The 15,828-nt window shown below is 57.5% G+C and carries 17 protein-coding genes and 1 pseudogene; 8 read left to right on the top strand and 10 right to left on the bottom strand.

The window, feature by feature from the left end:
* Window position 1: 1 nt before the first annotated feature.
* The 5 genes from AK821_RS15025 to AK821_RS15005 form a co-directional block, all read right to left on the bottom strand.
* Window positions 2-1,498, bottom strand: a complete 1,497-nt coding sequence (locus AK821_RS15025; RefSeq protein WP_064390396.1) for a hypothetical protein — start codon at window positions 1,496-1,498, stop codon at window positions 2-4.
* Between the two features lie 209 nt (window positions 1,499-1,707).
* On the bottom strand, window positions 1,708-4,095 hold the full coding sequence (locus AK821_RS15020; RefSeq protein WP_064390395.1) for a DUF3772 domain-containing protein: 2,388 nt from the start codon (window positions 4,093-4,095) through the stop codon (window positions 1,708-1,710).
* A 47-nt stretch (window positions 4,096-4,142) separates the two neighbouring features.
* Window positions 4,143-4,484 (bottom strand): antibiotic biosynthesis monooxygenase family protein, encoded by a 342-nt coding sequence (locus AK821_RS15015; protein WP_064390394.1) that lies wholly within the window; start codon window positions 4,482-4,484, stop codon window positions 4,143-4,145.
* Between the two features lie 41 nt (window positions 4,485-4,525).
* Window positions 4,526-5,500, bottom strand: coding sequence for a zinc-dependent alcohol dehydrogenase family protein (locus AK821_RS15010; protein ID WP_064390393.1), 975 nt, complete (start codon window positions 5,498-5,500; stop codon window positions 4,526-4,528).
* A 61-nt stretch (window positions 5,501-5,561) separates the two neighbouring features.
* Entirely contained in the window at window positions 5,562-5,864 is a 303-nt protein-coding gene (locus AK821_RS15005) for an ArsR/SmtB family transcription factor (protein ID WP_064390718.1), read from the bottom strand.
* Between the two features lie 215 nt (window positions 5,865-6,079).
* Here AK821_RS15005 and AK821_RS15000 point away from each other — a divergent pair, with 215 nt between their 5' ends.
* Window positions 6,080-6,535 (top strand): GNAT family N-acetyltransferase, encoded by a 456-nt coding sequence (locus tag AK821_RS15000; RefSeq protein WP_064390392.1) that lies wholly within the window; start codon window positions 6,080-6,082, stop codon window positions 6,533-6,535.
* Between the two features lie 54 nt (window positions 6,536-6,589).
* Here the strand turns inward: AK821_RS15000 and AK821_RS14995 are convergent, their stop codons facing one another.
* Entirely contained in the window at window positions 6,590-7,048 is a 459-nt protein-coding gene (locus tag AK821_RS14995; protein ID WP_064390391.1) for a metallophosphoesterase family protein, read from the bottom strand.
* A gap of 181 nt (window positions 7,049-7,229) precedes the next feature.
* On the opposite strand from AK821_RS14995, the gene AK821_RS14990 reads away from it, so the two are divergent.
* Together AK821_RS14990 and AK821_RS14985 are read left to right on the top strand one after the other, a co-directional pair.
* The gene (locus AK821_RS14990; RefSeq protein ID WP_064390390.1) at window positions 7,230-7,598 is read left to right on the top strand and encodes a hypothetical protein; all 369 of its coding nucleotides are present in this window, start codon (window positions 7,230-7,232) and stop codon (window positions 7,596-7,598) included.
* A gap of 176 nt (window positions 7,599-7,774) precedes the next feature.
* Entirely contained in the window at window positions 7,775-8,029 is a 255-nt protein-coding gene (locus AK821_RS14985; protein WP_064390717.1) for a hypothetical protein, read from the top strand.
* Between the two features lie 148 nt (window positions 8,030-8,177).
* Here the strand turns inward: AK821_RS14985 and AK821_RS14980 are convergent.
* The 3 genes and pseudogenes from AK821_RS14980 to AK821_RS14975 form a co-directional block, all read right to left on the bottom strand.
* Window positions 8,178-8,633, bottom strand: a pseudogene (locus AK821_RS14980) (fasciclin domain-containing protein).
* Window positions 8,634-9,634: 1,001 nt separating this feature from the next.
* Entirely contained in the window at window positions 9,635-9,766 is a 132-nt protein-coding gene (locus tag AK821_RS30305; RefSeq protein ID WP_437180750.1) for a hypothetical protein, read from the bottom strand.
* A gap of 40 nt (window positions 9,767-9,806) precedes the next feature.
* Entirely contained in the window at window positions 9,807-10,289 is a 483-nt protein-coding gene (locus tag AK821_RS14975; RefSeq protein WP_064390389.1) for an HIT family protein, read from the bottom strand.
* A 124-nt stretch (window positions 10,290-10,413) separates the two neighbouring features.
* Between AK821_RS14975 and AK821_RS14970 the strand changes: the two genes are divergently transcribed.
* Window positions 10,414-10,818: a nucleotidyltransferase family protein gene (locus AK821_RS14970; protein ID WP_082355450.1), complete on the top strand. Its 405-nt coding sequence runs from the start codon at window positions 10,414-10,416 to the stop codon at window positions 10,816-10,818.
* Between the two features lie 81 nt (window positions 10,819-10,899).
* Here AK821_RS14970 and AK821_RS14965 read toward each other — a convergent pair whose 3' ends face one another.
* Window positions 10,900-11,778: a LysR substrate-binding domain-containing protein gene (locus AK821_RS14965; protein WP_064390388.1), complete on the bottom strand. Its 879-nt coding sequence runs from the start codon at window positions 11,776-11,778 to the stop codon at window positions 10,900-10,902.
* A gap of 151 nt (window positions 11,779-11,929) precedes the next feature.
* On the opposite strand from AK821_RS14965, the gene AK821_RS14960 reads away from it, so the two are divergent.
* From AK821_RS14960 to AK821_RS14945, 4 genes are all read left to right on the top strand, one after another.
* The gene (locus tag AK821_RS14960) at window positions 11,930-12,355 is read left to right on the top strand and encodes a VOC family protein (RefSeq protein ID WP_008085681.1); all 426 of its coding nucleotides are present in this window, start codon (window positions 11,930-11,932) and stop codon (window positions 12,353-12,355) included.
* Window positions 12,356-12,469: 114 nt separating this feature from the next.
* On the top strand, window positions 12,470-13,726 hold the full coding sequence (locus AK821_RS14955; protein ID WP_064390387.1) for a cation:dicarboxylate symporter family transporter: 1,257 nt from the start codon (window positions 12,470-12,472) through the stop codon (window positions 13,724-13,726).
* A gap of 113 nt (window positions 13,727-13,839) precedes the next feature.
* Window positions 13,840-14,943, top strand: a complete 1,104-nt coding sequence (locus tag AK821_RS14950) for an alkene reductase (protein WP_064390386.1) — start codon at window positions 13,840-13,842, stop codon at window positions 14,941-14,943.
* A 65-nt stretch (window positions 14,944-15,008) separates the two neighbouring features.
* Entirely contained in the window at window positions 15,009-15,752 is a 744-nt protein-coding gene (locus AK821_RS14945) for an SDR family oxidoreductase (protein ID WP_064390385.1), read from the top strand.
* The last annotated feature ends 76 nt before the right edge of the window (window positions 15,753-15,828 follow it).

Genomic DNA, 15,828 nt, shown 5'->3' with positions numbered 1-15,828 from the left:
CTCACTCGACCACTTCGATCTTGAATTCGCCATAGCTGCGATTCTGGGTGAGGTCGATCGGCACGAACATCCCGTACGCCTGCAAATAGGCATACATCGCAGTGCTTTCACCGTAGCGGTAGTGCCTGCCTGTACAAGTGATGACTTTGGCGCTGCCCGTCAACGATGGAAAGAACGCACTGGCAGGCTTTTGTGCTTCCACGGCGCAGTCAAACCTTGTGTCCTCCGGTTCTGGGGCTTTCTGGAAGCGGGGGCTGGATCTTTGTTCGGTGTAGCTCAGAAGCGCACCGACAGGCATGTTCGTCCAGTCACCGGTGAATCGCAGATCGGTGATCGCGTTTTTTTTCACGGTGATCCCGTAACGGTCAGTACGGTAATCGATGTCGGCCAGGTCGATCAGACCTCGGAAAGTGATGTTGACCGATTGATGGTTTTTATCGTTGTAGCGTTCTGTAAGCTGCTTGCCCGGCTCGTATCCAAGGTAGCGGCTGTCCCTGCCCAAACGTCCCAGCGCCAGCCGCTCGGGGTTGTTCGAGAGCAGGTACGACATGCCCGCCTCCTGAAACTGCCTGCGCCGATCAGCCTCGTTTGGGTCTTTGAAGATCACGCGCAAGCGTTGAATGGTGTTTTCCGGGACCGGCAATTTCAATGCTTCAATGGATTTCGTCACGGAGGCAGGCAGGACTGGATCAGGCAATACGAATGGCGTTTGCTCTCGGCCGGAGAAAGGTTTCAGTGCCGCCAACACCTGCGGTGTGGCACATGCGGTTGCCAGCAGTTGACGGTTGTCGGCGTCCAGAGTTTTCTCGGCGACGGCGTCAACGCTGATCGCGCCGGCTATCACGCGGCTTTGCTTATCAACGTAGAAGGTACTGAGCGAGGTCAATTGTTGTTTAGCGCAATCAGCGCTCCAGCGCATACGCTTCTGCGCATACAGGCCATTTTCGCGGGGCAGAAGCGTTTCGCCTGCGGGTACCCGGGCGGACCAGAAGAATATCTGGCCGTCTTTTTGATTCAGGCTGGCACGATCAATCAGCTGCCATTCCTGTAACTCCGGCGCCGAAATGACCCGCCATTGTGCCACCGGTGTCTGAGCACAAACCTGTTTGAATTGAGGACTCTGCAGAAACAGTTTTTTCTGTTCGGCAGGCATTTGCTTGTCTTCGTTTGCGCCACTGTTTCGAACAGCCACAAACTGAAGCATGCCCTTGTTGGTCAAATGCGCCATTTGTGCATCGGGCAGATGACAGTCGGCGTTGAAGTTCGCCAGTTGAAGTATTCGCCGCCCCTCAGTCGCCATCACGTAATAGCTGACGTGATCGCCATCGCGCACGATGGTATTCGGGTCGGGTTGACCGAGCATCGCCTCATCAAACGCGATCCGCCCCAGCGCTTCGAGATCGGCACTCGTCTGTTTGGGGGGCGGGGGGCTCTGGCATCCGTAGAGGGCGAGGGCAAGCAAAGACAAACAACTGAAACGGCGGATCAAGGCATCCATGCGGAGGGCACACTGTCGGATTAAAAGGGATGGCACATTAACATTTCGGCAGTGACGACGAAGACTTTACCCTGCCCTCGCCAACAGGCTCTCCAATACACCGCATAGCCTGCAGGAGCTGTCGAGTGCAATGAGGCTGCGATCTTTTGATCCTGTTTTTTAAGATCAAGATCAAAAGATCGTGGTGTGCCGCTGCTCCTGCGGGGGGGTCAGGGACTGCTGGGTGGGGGAGTGGCGAGGGCGATTCCCGCTGCGCCAAGGCGCTTGAGAATCTCGAACAGCAAGTCACTCTTGGTCACCCCGACGATCCTCGGGCTGCCGACATAGCCGGTCACCGTCAGGGTAATACCGTCCGGCGACAACTTGCTGAAACGCACGAACGACGCGGGTTTATCGAGGATGGTTTCGTTCTCGCGATAGGTGTTGAGCAGCAGGTCCTTGACCTCTTCGGGGTCGATGTCCAGCGGGAACATCAACTCCAGCGACGCCACACCCTGAGCGCTGCCACCCAGCGTAACGTTGCGCAGGTTCTGCGAGATCAGTTGCGAGTTCGGCACGATCACGATCGAGCGGTCGCTGAGCTGGATTTCCGTGGCACGCACGTTGATCCGGCGGATGTCGCCCTCGACGCCGCTGATGCTGATCAGATCGCCGACCTTCACCGGGCGCTCGGTCAGCAGAATCAGGCCGGAAACGAAGTTCTTCACGATCTCCTGCAAACCGAAACCGATGCCCACCGACAGCGCACTGACGATCCACGCCAGGTTGGTCCATTGCACGCCCAGCGAAGACAGGGTCATGAGGATCACAAAGGCATAACCGATATTGGAAAACAGCGTGCTGAGCGACGCACACATGCCCGGGTCCATGTCGGTCTTGGGCAGGAACTCGTTGTCGAGCCAGCGGCGCAGGGCGCGGATCAGCCAGATGCCGATCATCAGCGCCAACACTGCGTTGAGCAGATGCGCCGGGACGATATTGAACTTGCGCAAGCCGGCGCCGCCGAGGATCGCCATGATATTGGTCGCCAACTGCCCGAGCGTGGTGCCGATGCCGCCGACAAACAGCGCGATCACCGCTAGCAGCAACAGCGCTGCGCGGCTGAACCCGGACAACAGAATCGAGATCTGCTCGAGCCGTCGATCACTGGTTCCCAGCAACTGTTTGAGCGCCTTGCCACTGGCGTGTTTGGGCGAAAATACGTGCTCGCAGCTGTCCTTGATGACCTGGATCAGCAAGTAGAAACCCGACAGCACGATGTAGGCCCAGACCACTTCATAGGTGATGAACCGGCTCAGCGAGATATAGCCAGTGAGCAGGGCAATCGCCGAGACCAACATCGAAATACTGGCGATGGTGTACACCACGCCGGAAAACGTACTGCCGGTGGCCGAGGCATCGTTCGCGGCGACCAACGCCTTGCGCACCTTGCCCACGCGCAACAGCAACGACACGACAATCACCATGACCACAATCGAGATGACGCCGCGCCCGGCCACGACAATCTGACTGCTCATGCCGGTAGAGTTGCTCACCTGCACCAGCGTCACCAGCACCAGCAGCGTGCCCGACAGAATGCGCGGATACGGCTTCATCGCCAGCGCCACGGGGTCGGCAATCGCCGGCAACCGCCATGACGGATGCTGGGTGGACAACAACGCGCGGCTCAGGCCGGTGATCAGCACACAGGCATAAACGGCTTTTTCGAACTCCTCGGAAAATGTCTCCAGCACCGGCGTCAACGGCTCGTGACGCGTGCAGGCATAGAACAGCAATTGCAGGGCGAGGCCGGTGGTAACAATCGTCGCCAGCGCCGAAGCGAACGCCAGCGCACTACGACGCAAACGCCCCTCCGGCATGCGATGAATGCATACCCACGTCAGCCCGCGCTCGGCCAGCCGGCGCCCGAACGTCCAGATAACCAGCGCCAGCAACACCAGGAAACTGGTATAGAAGCGCTGCCCCGGCGCCCAGACCGTGGCCCAGGTTTCGCTGACCTGGGCGACGAAAAAACGCCAACGCTGACGATCATCTTGCGTTGGATTGACCAGCGGCGACCAGAAGTCCGGGCTCAACACACTGTGGGTGCCCAGCGTCAGCTCGCTCTCGAGCAAGGTGCGACGGATACCGGCGATCTGCGTAATCAGCTCCGCCGCGCTTTGCTTGAGCGCCGCCAGACTCTTCAGCGACGCATCGATTTTGTTCTTCTGTTCCGCCAACGACGCCCGGTGCGCAACGATATCCGCCTGTTCGGCGGCCACCTCGGTCGCTGGCGCCGCGCCCAACACACTCAACTGCACGGCCAACTGCGCCTGCTGCGGCAGCAACGCCGCCGACAATTTATCGACATCCAGAATGAACGCCTGCACCCGATCCTGCGGGCCTTCGAGCTGGTTGTAATTGTTTGCCGAGGAAATTTGTTGCTTGAGGCCGTCGAGGCGCTGCTGCAAGGCTTGCAGGTCGTTTTGTGAAATCACCGGCAGCGGGGCGACAGCGGCCACCGAAGGCGCAGGCAATTCGGCTGCCCACAGCACCGGACAGCTGCAGATGAGCAAGACGAATAGCACTGAAAACAACGACTTCAAGCTGTTGCGCATGGGACTGGCCGACTCTCGATGGACACACAGTCTATGAGGTTAGGTGATCAGGCCGGATGGGGCGGAAAAGTTTCAGGACCGGTGTTGTCTGGATCAGTAAAACCCGGCCCTTCAACATGATAGACAGTCGGTTCTTCGGAAAAATGCTCCTCCAGTCCGAGCATGAACAACCGATGGTCTTCGCTCGCTTCAAAACCCGGGGTGTGATCCTCAAGTGATCGCCAGCGCACGATCAGGTTGAAGACTTCGGGCGTTTCGATCCCCTGTGCGAACACGTGGCCGAGGTAACCCTTGGCGCGAGTGAGCAACGGCGCCACTTCAGCAAACGCGTGTGTGAAACGTTCAATGCGTTCTTTATGAACGGGGAGTACAGCGATCTCGTAAATCATGGTGTACCTCAGGAAGGAATGCGCGGGTTGAAAGTCCGTGCTTACGCGATCAGGGATGGCTCGACAGCGATTGCGATTTTTCCTCGAATGCCGTTATTCGGACTTTCCAGCCGTGCGTGGGCGAGCCCCAGGTCGGCCAGCGCATAAACGGCACCCACATGGGGGCGTAGTTGGCCGCGCGCGACCAATGCGGCCAACTCATCAAGCTTGCCGCGATTTTGTCGGGTGAAAACGAAGTGATAGCTGGCGTTCCTGCCCCAGGCCTGTACGAGGTTCTGCGGTTGGGCAATGTCGACAATCGTCACCACGCGGCCAAGTTGCGCGAGCGCGTCGGGGCTGCGCGACAAGGTGTTGCCACCGATGGTATCGAACACGACATCGACTCCCTGGCCAGCGGTTTCGCGCATGATGACGTCGACGTAATCCTCTTTCTCGTAGTCGATGACCACGTCGGCGCCCATGCTTCTTGCAAACTCAGCGTTGGCTTCGCGCACGGTCGTGAACACTTTCGCGCCCATCGCTTTCGCCAACTGGATTGCCACGTGGCCAACGCCACCCGCGCCGCCGTGCACGAGGATGGTTTCTCCCACCTGCAGCGCCGCACGCCCGACCAGCGCTTCCCACGCTGTGCCGCCCACCAGCGTCAGGCTCGCCGCTTCGAGATGGCTTAGCGATGGCGGCTTCCTGCCAATAATGCTTTCAGCCGCAACGTGGTACTCGGCATAACTTCCCGGCCCGTCAAATATTTGCGGCGTGTACCAGACCTCATCGCCCGCAGCGAACGCCATCACACCCGGCCCGACCGCTTCGACAACCCCGGATACGTCATGGCCGGTAATGGCCGGCAGTGGCACCAGATCGGGGTAATCGCCACGGCGGACCTGGTAATCCAACGGGTTGATAGAGGTTGCATGCACCCGCACCAGCACCTGTCCGGCCTGCGGTACGGGCTTGGGAACGTCGCAAAGTTCGAACGATTCCGGACCACCAAATGATTTAAGCACCATCGCTTTCATTGTAGTTCCTTATATCTATAAAAAGGGATATCGAGATATCTCGATATGTTGTGGTAAAAAATTACAGCTCTTTTCCTACGATCTCGGCCAAGGCACTGATGGTTGCTTCATTGCGCTTGTAGTAGGTCCACTGACCGATACGCCGGACTTCCACCAGGCCCACTCGCTGCAGTGTCGCCAGATAACCAGACACCGTTGACTGCGACAGCCCGATACCTTCCTGAATACTGCTGACGCAGACACCCACCGTGAGAACGTCACCTTCATCCTGTGGCGGGAAGTTCTTTGCGGGATCCTTCAGCCCCTTCAGAATTTGAAGGCGCGTAGGGTTGGAGAGGGCTTTGAAGATTTCGAGTAGGTCCATGTCGCTGAGGATATCGAGATTTACCGATATGTCAATACAAGTATCCGTAGCGTAGATTGGAGCCGGTACCGTCACGATGTTGCTTGCGAGATACAACGGCACCCAGCAGATAGCTCGTAGTAACTGCCGCCGAACGAACAGAAAATTCAGCTTTTGGGTGTCGTAGCAAACGAATCCTTCTACGCTCAAACGATCCAGCGGAAGGACTTGCCAGAATGGATTACCTGATTCGCACCGCGACCCCGGCGGATGCTTCGGCGATCAGCCGGACCATCATCAATACCCTTCGCCAGTCCAACGCGCTGGACTACTCATCCGACATCATTGATCAGGTTGAGCAAAGTTTTTCACCACGGGCGGTTCTGGATTTGCTGGCCCGGCGTCAGGTACTCGTAACCACGGTCGACAATCACATCGTGGCAACGGCGAGCCTTGATCACGACGTGGTTCGCAGCGTGTTCGTCGACCCACGACATCAGGGGCAAGGTATAGGCAGACACCTGATGGAGCGGATTCAAACAGTTGCCTTGAGCGCAGGTATCGACTCGCTGCGTGTTCCCTCATCCATTACCGCCGAAGGCTTTTATGCAGCACTTGGCTTCAAGAAAGTCCGGGATGAATACCATCAGGCGGAGCGCACGATCATCATGGCGAAGGCGCTGGAACAGTAGAAAAGTCATCATGGAATTCAGGCAATCGTCCGCAGGCCGCCGCGCCGAAAACCTTCAGGGCAGAAGATGGATGAGTTGCGGTTCCAGAGCATCTGCGCCCATGTCGAGCAGGGCGAGGGTGACCGGAAGTTTGAAACGCCGACGCCCGGCGCTGCCTGGGTTTATGTAGAGCCGATCGCCGCGCCATTCGATCAAGGGCTTGTGGGAATGGCCGGTGATGATCAGTTTGATGGAGCTGTCGAGGAGGGCGGCGACGTCGGCAATGTCGTGGGTCAGCAGGGCTGGCCAGCCATTGAGGTCGAGGGTGAGGTGGTCCGGGAGGTCGGCGGCCCAAGGGAGATTTAGATCGTTGTTGCCCCGCACCGCCTTTACCGGCGCGACTTCGGCCAGTTGCGTGAGGATTTCGGCGGCACCGATGTCGCCGGCGTGGATGATCAGTTCGGCACCCTGAACGGCGTTCAGGGCTTCGGGGCGGAGGAGGCCGTGGGTGTCGGAGATGATGGCTATTTTCATGGGGCAGAGATTAGCAGGGTTGGTCTGCATGGCAGCGGTCAGCCAGTGAACATGGACCTTGATAAGAGATACCGCCGGTATACTGCTCGATCAAACTGACGCGCACGTTGCCGAGGCTATCCGCGACCGGGTTAAACAGCCTGAGATGCCGCTCCCCCGATGATCTTCCAAGGAACTTGCAATGCCTGCAGGCAAACGTGAACTGGCGCGCATGGAGCGCCGGCTGATCTCCACGCTGACGGACGCGTGCGAAACAGCAAAAACTGAAATCAAAGGCTTCACCTGGCTCACCCACACGGCTGACCTGAGCGCACTGGCTGAAACCCTGAACGTGATCTGGGTGTTCGAAACCCTCGCGGATAGAAAGCTCGCTCAGGTTGAGGCGAAAGTGCGCATCTTCGAGCTGACGGCTGTAGCGTTGAGTGAGGCCGGTATCGAGCTGAAGCTTACCGATCGCAATGTCCGCTTCGACTCGGAGCAAGAGTGTCAAAACATTCATGGCGGCGATTGGGGGAAGCGACTGAAGGGCGTATCCGCTCGTCAGAACTGATCAGTCTCACAACGAGGCACCGCAAAGGCTTCGCGGTGATGGCTATGCAGGTCAGGGGTGAGGCCCTTGCATAACGCTTCACAAAAGAATTTGAACCGCTCTCGGACACGCTCGCCTAATGATTAGCCTATGGGTATTCCCACAGGCGATGTGCCAATACCGGCATGCTCCGAGAGGTGGTCAACGTGGCTAAAGACGATAAGAAAAGCAAAGGTGAAGCTTCCAAAGCCAGCAAAGAGTTGAAAGACAAAAAGGCATCACCGACGAAGAAAGCTGCGGCGGCCTCGACGCTTTCGAAATCCTCTGACAAGGACAAGAAAGACAAGAAAAAAGACCCTGAACCGAAGAAGTCCGCCAAGAAAGCTGACAGCAAGCCCGAAAAAACCAAGAAATCAGACAAGGCAGAAAAGCCTGCGAAAAAGAAAAAGTAGTCTCTGCTGCCTGCCAGGGCTTCGCGCCCTGGCGACTTCAGACAATGGTTAGAGCGCGGATGTCATCCAAACGATTTATCAGCGGTTGCTGAGCCACTTCCAACCCGTGGCGAACGCTCTGAAGAACGCCCGCCCAGGCCGTTAGAAATCAATTCGGCATCAGCACCGTATCGATGACATGAATCACGCCGTTGGATTGCATGACGTTCGCGACGGTGATTGCAGCCTTGCCACCTTTTGCTTCCACCAACCACAGTTTGCCGTCGTGCAACATGACGGTCAGCGATTCGCCCTGAACGTTTTTCAGCATCACTTTGCCACTGTGCATTTTCGCGTCATCCATCAACTGCTTGGCGGTGTGGGTGCCGGCGACGACGTGGCAGGTCAGGATCTTCGTCAGGTCTGCCTTGTGGTCCGGTTTGACCAGCGTATCGACAGTCCCGGCGGGCAGCTTGGCGAAGGCCTAATTGTCGGGGGCGAAGACGGTAAAGGGGCCTTTGCTGTTGAGCGTATCAACCAGTCCGGCAGCCTTGACCGCGGCAACGAGCGTCGTGTGATCCTTGGCGTTGACGGCGTTTTCGACGATGGTTTTCGTCGGATACATGGCGGCGCCACCAACCATGACGGTGTCCGCGGCGAAACCGAGTCCAGCGCCAAGGCTCAGTACTGTGAGCAGGTAAGGGCAATGCGTTTGATGAACGTGTGCATGATGCATCTCCTGAATTCTTCGACCCTTCGGGTGAGGGTGATGAATTTACGGAGCAGGGGGGGAATGGATGCAGTGTGGGGGGGATTTTGATCGCGGTTTTTGATTGGCGCAGGGCGTTTGTGGATGGCTGCTATCGGCCACAAGCGGACATTCTCACAGTATCTTGATAGACATCCTTGAGGCCTGAGAGGCTCTCTGAAATTGGGGACGACTCACTGCGACTCCACCTTAGGGCCGCGCTGTACTCGTCCTCATAACTACCTGCCCAGAAGTCTGCTTGAGGTAAGGACTAAATAGTATTGCTGCCCTCAACGAATGTGCCGCCGACATGCAATTGCTCAAGGATTTTGAGAGCCAAGAGGCCATAGACTACTTCAGGCTTGGTGTCATTTCGGACGTACCGGATGTGGGTAACGACATGTGAGGTGCCAAAGCGTCGATTCGCCTCCGATGTTCCTTCGAGTACGCTTGCAACGATATCAGCCTCAACTAATGGTTCGTGATTACATGCCCCCTGCGGCGGGAGACACTCACAGATCGGCTCATGCTGCTCACCAACTCCTAGGCGCAGTTGCAGGAGATTATGCCGAGGCCCAGTAATACGTGAAGCGGCAAGGTACTCTCCGTGGCGGACGAAATGCATGTGATGTGGCTCTACTGTTTGGTTAAAGGGTGCACTCTAGCCCATCGTAGAGGCTCAATCATGCCCGTCGAGTGGAGCAGCTTGCTGGCATTAGTGGCAACCACTCTGAAGGAATGTCCGTCGTTCTTTCACAGTACTGAATCGGTCCTTCTTCCGTAGACGCTTTCAAAGGACCGATTCTGGCCGAAAGCAGGCATTCACAAGCGCCTTTCGGACGTAACGCCAAGTGTCCTTAAACACAACGCAAAAAACGTTAAACAATCACGACCTTCAGCGATGCGACCGCGCCGATGGTGACGTGCAATTCAACCGCAGCCGCCGCCAGACTGCCCAAGCGGGCGACGCTCTCGAATACTTTGAAATTGTGCAGAGGGGGGAATGCCATTTCATCTCCGTAACAACAACGCATCGGACCGCAGTTTTGTTTACAGGAACGCAGTTTGCAGCTTGGTGATTACTTCTTCGACCGACAGCCCCGGCGCCTCTGGAGGTGTCGGGTTTTCTCCAAACTCCCTCCAGATAAACAGTGTCAGCTCGGCACCGTCAGTCGCCGCGAGAGCGTTTTCAGCGTAGGCAAAGTTTGCCAGTTGTCGATAGCGCTCATCCTTCCAGAACAAGTCTTCGACCCAGTGATAAACCGGAATGAAATGGAAGTGAATGGGCCAGTCCGGTTGATGACCAAAGCGGCCAATGTAGAGATGCGCAGGAGTTAATATTCGCTCCATGATCTGCTGGGTCTTGGCGAGCAGGCCACCCATTTCCGCCAGGGCTTCAGCCGATAAGTCAGCCAATGAAGAGGTTTTGAGTTTGGAGCCCAGCATCAGATAGCCGGGGAGGGCACTTGCCAGGTGGTGGTTGATAAGCCAGTGGTCGGTTTCATGAACAATGAACTGCGGGGCAATATCCATCTGCCGTTTGTCCTGATGAAGTGGATGCGGCAGAGTAACAAAGCTTGTTTGGCAAAGCTGCGAATGACAGCGTGTGGCGTCAGCCATTGAACGCTGCACAGCCATGGATAAGGGAGGGAACCGGATGAACCACGAAGCGCAGCTCAAGGCTTTGCTGGCTCAAGATCGAGTACGAGTGCAGGTTCTGCGGACTGTTCGTGGCCTTGAATTGCCGGACTGCTGGGTCGCGGCAGGTTTTGTGCGCAGTCTGGTCTGGGATCACCTGCATCAGCGCAACGCCGATGCCCCCTATCATTCGGCCACCGATGCGATGACCTGTTGGCCGGAAACCGCCACGGCGGTGGGCGTCAGGTTGGGGGGTGACGACGAAATAGAAGTGGCGGCGCCGCTGGGACTGGACGATCTGTTCTCGTTGGTGGTGCGGCCAACCGGGCGATTCCGCACTGAAAAATACGCGCTGTTCCTGGACCGGGTTCAATCCAAGAGATGGCAGGAAATCTGGCCGGAGTTGATCGTCGTCACGGCGTGATGAGGGACATACGCCAATTTGCGTAAGCGGACTCAAGGTTCGCCAATCCTGATTTGATCATTGGCAATGAGCGTTGTGTTGCTAGAGGAAGCCGCCCTTGACCTGCTCACTGATCAGGTCAGCCATCTTCCGCACCGGTTCAGTCATGCTGCGGCGAGAGCGATGAACCAGGCCGATATCCCGGTGAAAAGTGTGCGCCCCGAGGTCGAGTGCCCGCACGCCTGCCGGCCATTGCGGTTCGGGCGTTGTTTGCGGCACCAGCGCAACGCCGACAGCGTTTTCCACCAGTTTGACAATCGCCTCCAGCTCATCCAGTTCGCACACCTCATGCAAGGTGAAATGCGTTTGCCGCAGAAAGCGGTCGACCTGTCTGCCGCCGAAGGATGATCGGTCATAGCGAATGAAGGGTTGGCTGGAGAGCAGTTCAGACCAGTCTTCTCCCGGCACGTCGCGCGGCACGATCAAGCGGTAGGGCTCCAGCGTCAGAGTCGTCCAGCGCAGATCGCTCTGCAGCGAGAAAGGCGGGCGAATGATGACGGCCATGTCGATCTCGCCAGCGTCGACGAGGTTCACCATCTCCATCGACAGCCCCGGGACCACACGCGTGCGGCACTGCGGACAATGTTGGTGAAACTTCGCCAGCGCATCCGGCAAATAGGAACGCTGCACCGACGCGATCGCGCCGATGTTGACCAGCACACTGGGCGGTTGGCCCATCGTCGTCGAGCCCAGATTTTCGTAAAGCCTGAGCAACTCCTGCGCTTGCAGAAGAATCTGGTGGCCCATTTTGTTGAGGTGCGCCGAGCGGCCTTTCCTGTCGAATATCTCGAAGCCGAGTTCAGCCTCCAGCCGCTGGATTTGTGCGCTGACGGCGGCCTGCGTGAGGCCGATCTTGTTGCCGGCCGCAGCGAATGTGCCTTCGCGCGCCACAGCGATGAGTGTCTTGAGTTCTTTGATCATTCACAAATATTAATTGTGTTTCTAAGAAATATATATTGATTTTTCTGTTTGGTTTTCCGTCCTAGGATGTTTCCCATCCCCGGCAACGGCTGAACCGAGAGCGCCAATGACGGTGGGAATTCGCCAACCAACAAAAATATCCGGAGTTCTGATGAGCCTTTCACCTTTCCACCTGGCAATCCCTGTTTACGACCTGGCTTCAGCGCGGACCTTTTACGGTGAGGTATTTGGTCTTGAAGAAGGGCGCTCCAGCACACAGTGGGTCGACTTCGATTTTTATGGTCACCAACTGGTCATTCACGAACACCCGAAAACCGCCTCGCAAGAGAGCGTTCACAGCAACCCGGTCGATGGTCACGATGTGCCGGTGCCACACTTCGGCATCATCCTGGGTTGGGCGCAATGGGAAGCGCTGGCCGAGCGTCTGAAGTCGTTTGGGACCGAGTTTGTGATCGAGCCGTACGTTCGTTTCAAAGGTCAGGTGGGCGAGCAAGCCACCATGTTTCTGTTCGACCCGTGCGGCAACGCCCTCGAGTTCAAGGCCTTCAAGGATATGAGCCAACTGTTCGCCAAGTAACAACAGGCATGGCACAACCGCGTTGTGCCATTTGATCTCTAGTGAGCTGGAAGCTCATGACTCTAGCAACTGCGCATTACCCGCAGACCTTTCATTCCAACAAGAAGGCTAGACATGAAACGTATTCCCTTGGTGTGGCAAATCGTTGCCGGGCTGTTGCTTGGCGTGCTCGTCGGTTGGTACTTCAATACGCATCCGCAGTATCAAACATGGGTCAGCGCCGAGATCTTAAAACCGCTCGGTGACATCTTTATCAAGATGATGAAGATGGTGGTTGTACCGATTGTGTTCTGTTGCATGATCCTGGGGATTGCAGGCGGTGGCGACAGCAAGTCGTTTGGCCGGATGGGGGCGAAGTCGCTCGGCTACTTCTTTGCGATTACCGCGCTGGCGATCGTCATAGGCTTGTGTTTCGCCAACCTCTTCGAGCCCGGCACCGGGACCGATATTTCAGGCGTCTCGCACAGTTCGGCGGCCATTAACCTGGAACCTTCGAAAGGCGCCTTGGTGATTTTGCAGAACATCGTTCCAGACAACGTGATCGTGGCGATGTCGGAGGCGAAGTTGCTGTCGGTGTTGTTCTTCGCCGTGCTGTTGGGCCTGGCATTGAACGCATTGCCGAAAGACAAAAGTGCGCCTTTCATCGCCGTGGTTCAGAGCCTCTCTGATGCGATGTTCAGAGTCGTCTCAATCGTCATGGCCTACGCGCCAATCGGGGTGTTTGGCATGATCGGCGCGACGGTAGCGACGTTTGGTTTCGCCTCATTGTTGCCGCTGCTCAAGTTGATTGGCGTGGTGTATCTGGCACTGATGGTTTTCGCTTTGGTGGTGCTGGGTGGCATTTGCTACTTGATTGGCGAAAACATTTTCAAGTTGATCCGCTACTTCCGCAACGAGTTGATTCTGGCGTTTTCCAGTGCAGCCTCAGCGGCGGTCATGCCGCAATTGATGACCAAGCTGGAGAGCTACGGTGTACCGCGTCGGATCGTCAGTTTCGTGGTGCCGGTGGGCTATGCATTCAATCTCGATGGCGCGTCGATTTTTCTCGGCGTGGCGACAATCTTTGTCGCGCAGCTTTATGGCATCGACCTGTCGTTGTCTCAGCAGATTCTGCTGGTGGTGACGATGGTGCTGACCTCCAAAGGGGCGGCAGGGGTGCCGGGTTTTGCCATCATCATTCTGTCAGCCACATTGGCTTCAGCCGGGCTGCCGTTGGAAGGCGTGGCGCTGATTGCCGGCATCTTCAGGATCATCGACAGCGGCACCACCACGTTGAATGTATTGGGTAATGCCATTGCACCGCTGGTGATCGCCAAGTGGGAGAAGGTCGAACTGCAACCGCTACCCGCTCACCCAGCGGCAAGGGTCTAGCCGGGACAACGCAGCTTTGCGGTTGCTCCGATCACACGTGCACGTCTGCTGACACAGGGACGTTTTTTTTGGGTTTATTTACTAGACGACCGGTCTATTGATTGTGAGGATTTATGACGGATTACGCTTCAGACACCGACCTTTTTTCACCCGTAACCATGGGCGCACTGCAACTGGCCAACCGGATTGTCATGGCTCCGGTGACCCGTAGCCGAATGGCCGAAGACGGCGTACCGAATGAAATGCACGCGACGTACTACGCCCAACGCGCCAGTGCCGGCCTGATCATTGCCGAGGCGACGAATATTTCCGCGCAGGGCCGAGGCTATGCGATGACGCCGGGAATCTGGTCGGAAGAGCAGGTCGCCGGCTGGAAAAAAGTTACCGACGCCGTACACGCAGCGGGCGGCAAAATCGTCAGCCAGTTGTGGCACGTGGGGCGTTTTTCCAGCGTCGAGTTACAGCCCGGCGGCGCTGCGCCGGTGGCGCCTTCGGCGATCAAGGCGGAAGGCAGCACGTACACCGAGAAAGGTTTTGTCGAGGTGTCGATGCCGCGCGCACTGGAGACCTGGGAAATTCCAGGGATCATCGAGCAGTACAGGCTGGCCGCCGAAAATGCCAAGCGCGCCGGTTTCGATGGCGTGGAAGTCCACTCCGCCAACAGCTATCTGCTCGACCAGTTCCTGCGCGACTCCACCAACCAGCGCACGGACCGATACGGCGGCTCCATTGAAAACCGCGCTCGACTGACTCTGGAAGTCACCCAAGCCGTGGTCTCGATCTGGGGCAGCGAGCGCGTCGGGATTCGTCTTTCGCCGGTCACGCCGGACGCCGGTAATACGCCGCCCGACAGCAATGTCATGGCGACTTACGGTTACCTGATCCGGCAACTCAATCCCCTCAATCTGGCCTATCTGCATTTCGTCGAAGGCGCCACGGCCACCTCGCGCACCGTGCCTGAAGGTGTGGATCTGGATGCATTGAGTGCGCAGTTCACAGGGGCATTCATCGGCAATAACAACTACGACCTGGGGATGGCACTGGAGCGTCGGGCGCAGGGCCGGATTGATGCGGTGGCGTTTGGTCGTCTGTTCATTTCCAACCCCGACCTCGTGACGCGTCTGCGTCGTGGGCTCGAACTGACCATCGCGCCACGCGAGAGTTACTACGGCGGTGGCGCCAAGGGTTACACCGACTGGCCAACCGCCAACGCCTGAAAAACCACGACCTGCGCCCGGTACGACGCAGGGTCGCCAACGCATTATCGCCAAGAGGTGTGAGCATGAATTATCTGCAAAACAAGGTCGCCATCGTCACGGGCGCATCGTCTGGTATCGGCGCGGCAACCACCCGCGCGCTGGCCGCAGAGGGTGTCCGCGTGGTGGCTGCGGCACTGGATACAGAGGGCCTGGAAGCCTTCGTCGGCCAATTGCGCGAAACCGGCCATGAAGTGCTCGCGTTCACCACTGACGTCACTCAAGCGGAGCAGACCCAGGCACTGGCCAGATTCGCCCGGGAAACTTACGGCACCGTCGACATTCTGGTGAACAACGCCGGGCTGATGCTGTTTTCCAACTGGGTCGACCTGGCCGTGCAGGATTGGGAAAAGATGATCGACGTGAACATCAAAGGCTATCTGAACGCCATCGCGGCGGTGCTGCCTGTGATGCTCGAGCAGAAGTCCGGGCAGATCCTCAACATGGACTCGGTGGCGGGCCATCAGGTCGGCCCGGCCGCAGGCGTTTACAGCGCCACCAAATTCTTTGTCCAGGCCATGACTGAGTCCATGCGCAAGGAACTCGGTGTGCAGCATGGCATTCGCGTCAACACGGTCAGCCCCGGCGTGATCAATACCGGCTGGGCGGACAAGGTCAGTGATCCCGAGGGGCGCAAAGCGGCCCAGGCGCTTAACCGGATCGCCATCGCACCGGACGATATCGCCCGCGCGGTGATCTACGCACTCAACCAGCCGGAAAACGTCACCGTCAACGACTTGATCATCTCGCCGACGCGCCAGGATTGGTGACGTTTATAGCGGCTGTTTTGCCCCATTTGCTTTACCCGAAAGCGACTTTGATCGCTCGTCTACATCAAGAGGAAAC

The sequence above is a fragment of the Pseudomonas sp. RIT-PI-r genome (assembly GCF_001297015.1).
Taxonomy (GTDB): Bacteria; Pseudomonadota; Gammaproteobacteria; order Pseudomonadales; family Pseudomonadaceae; genus Aquipseudomonas.
Note: the sequence above shows the minus strand (reverse complement) of the source record. Positions and strands in the feature narration are given on the sequence as shown.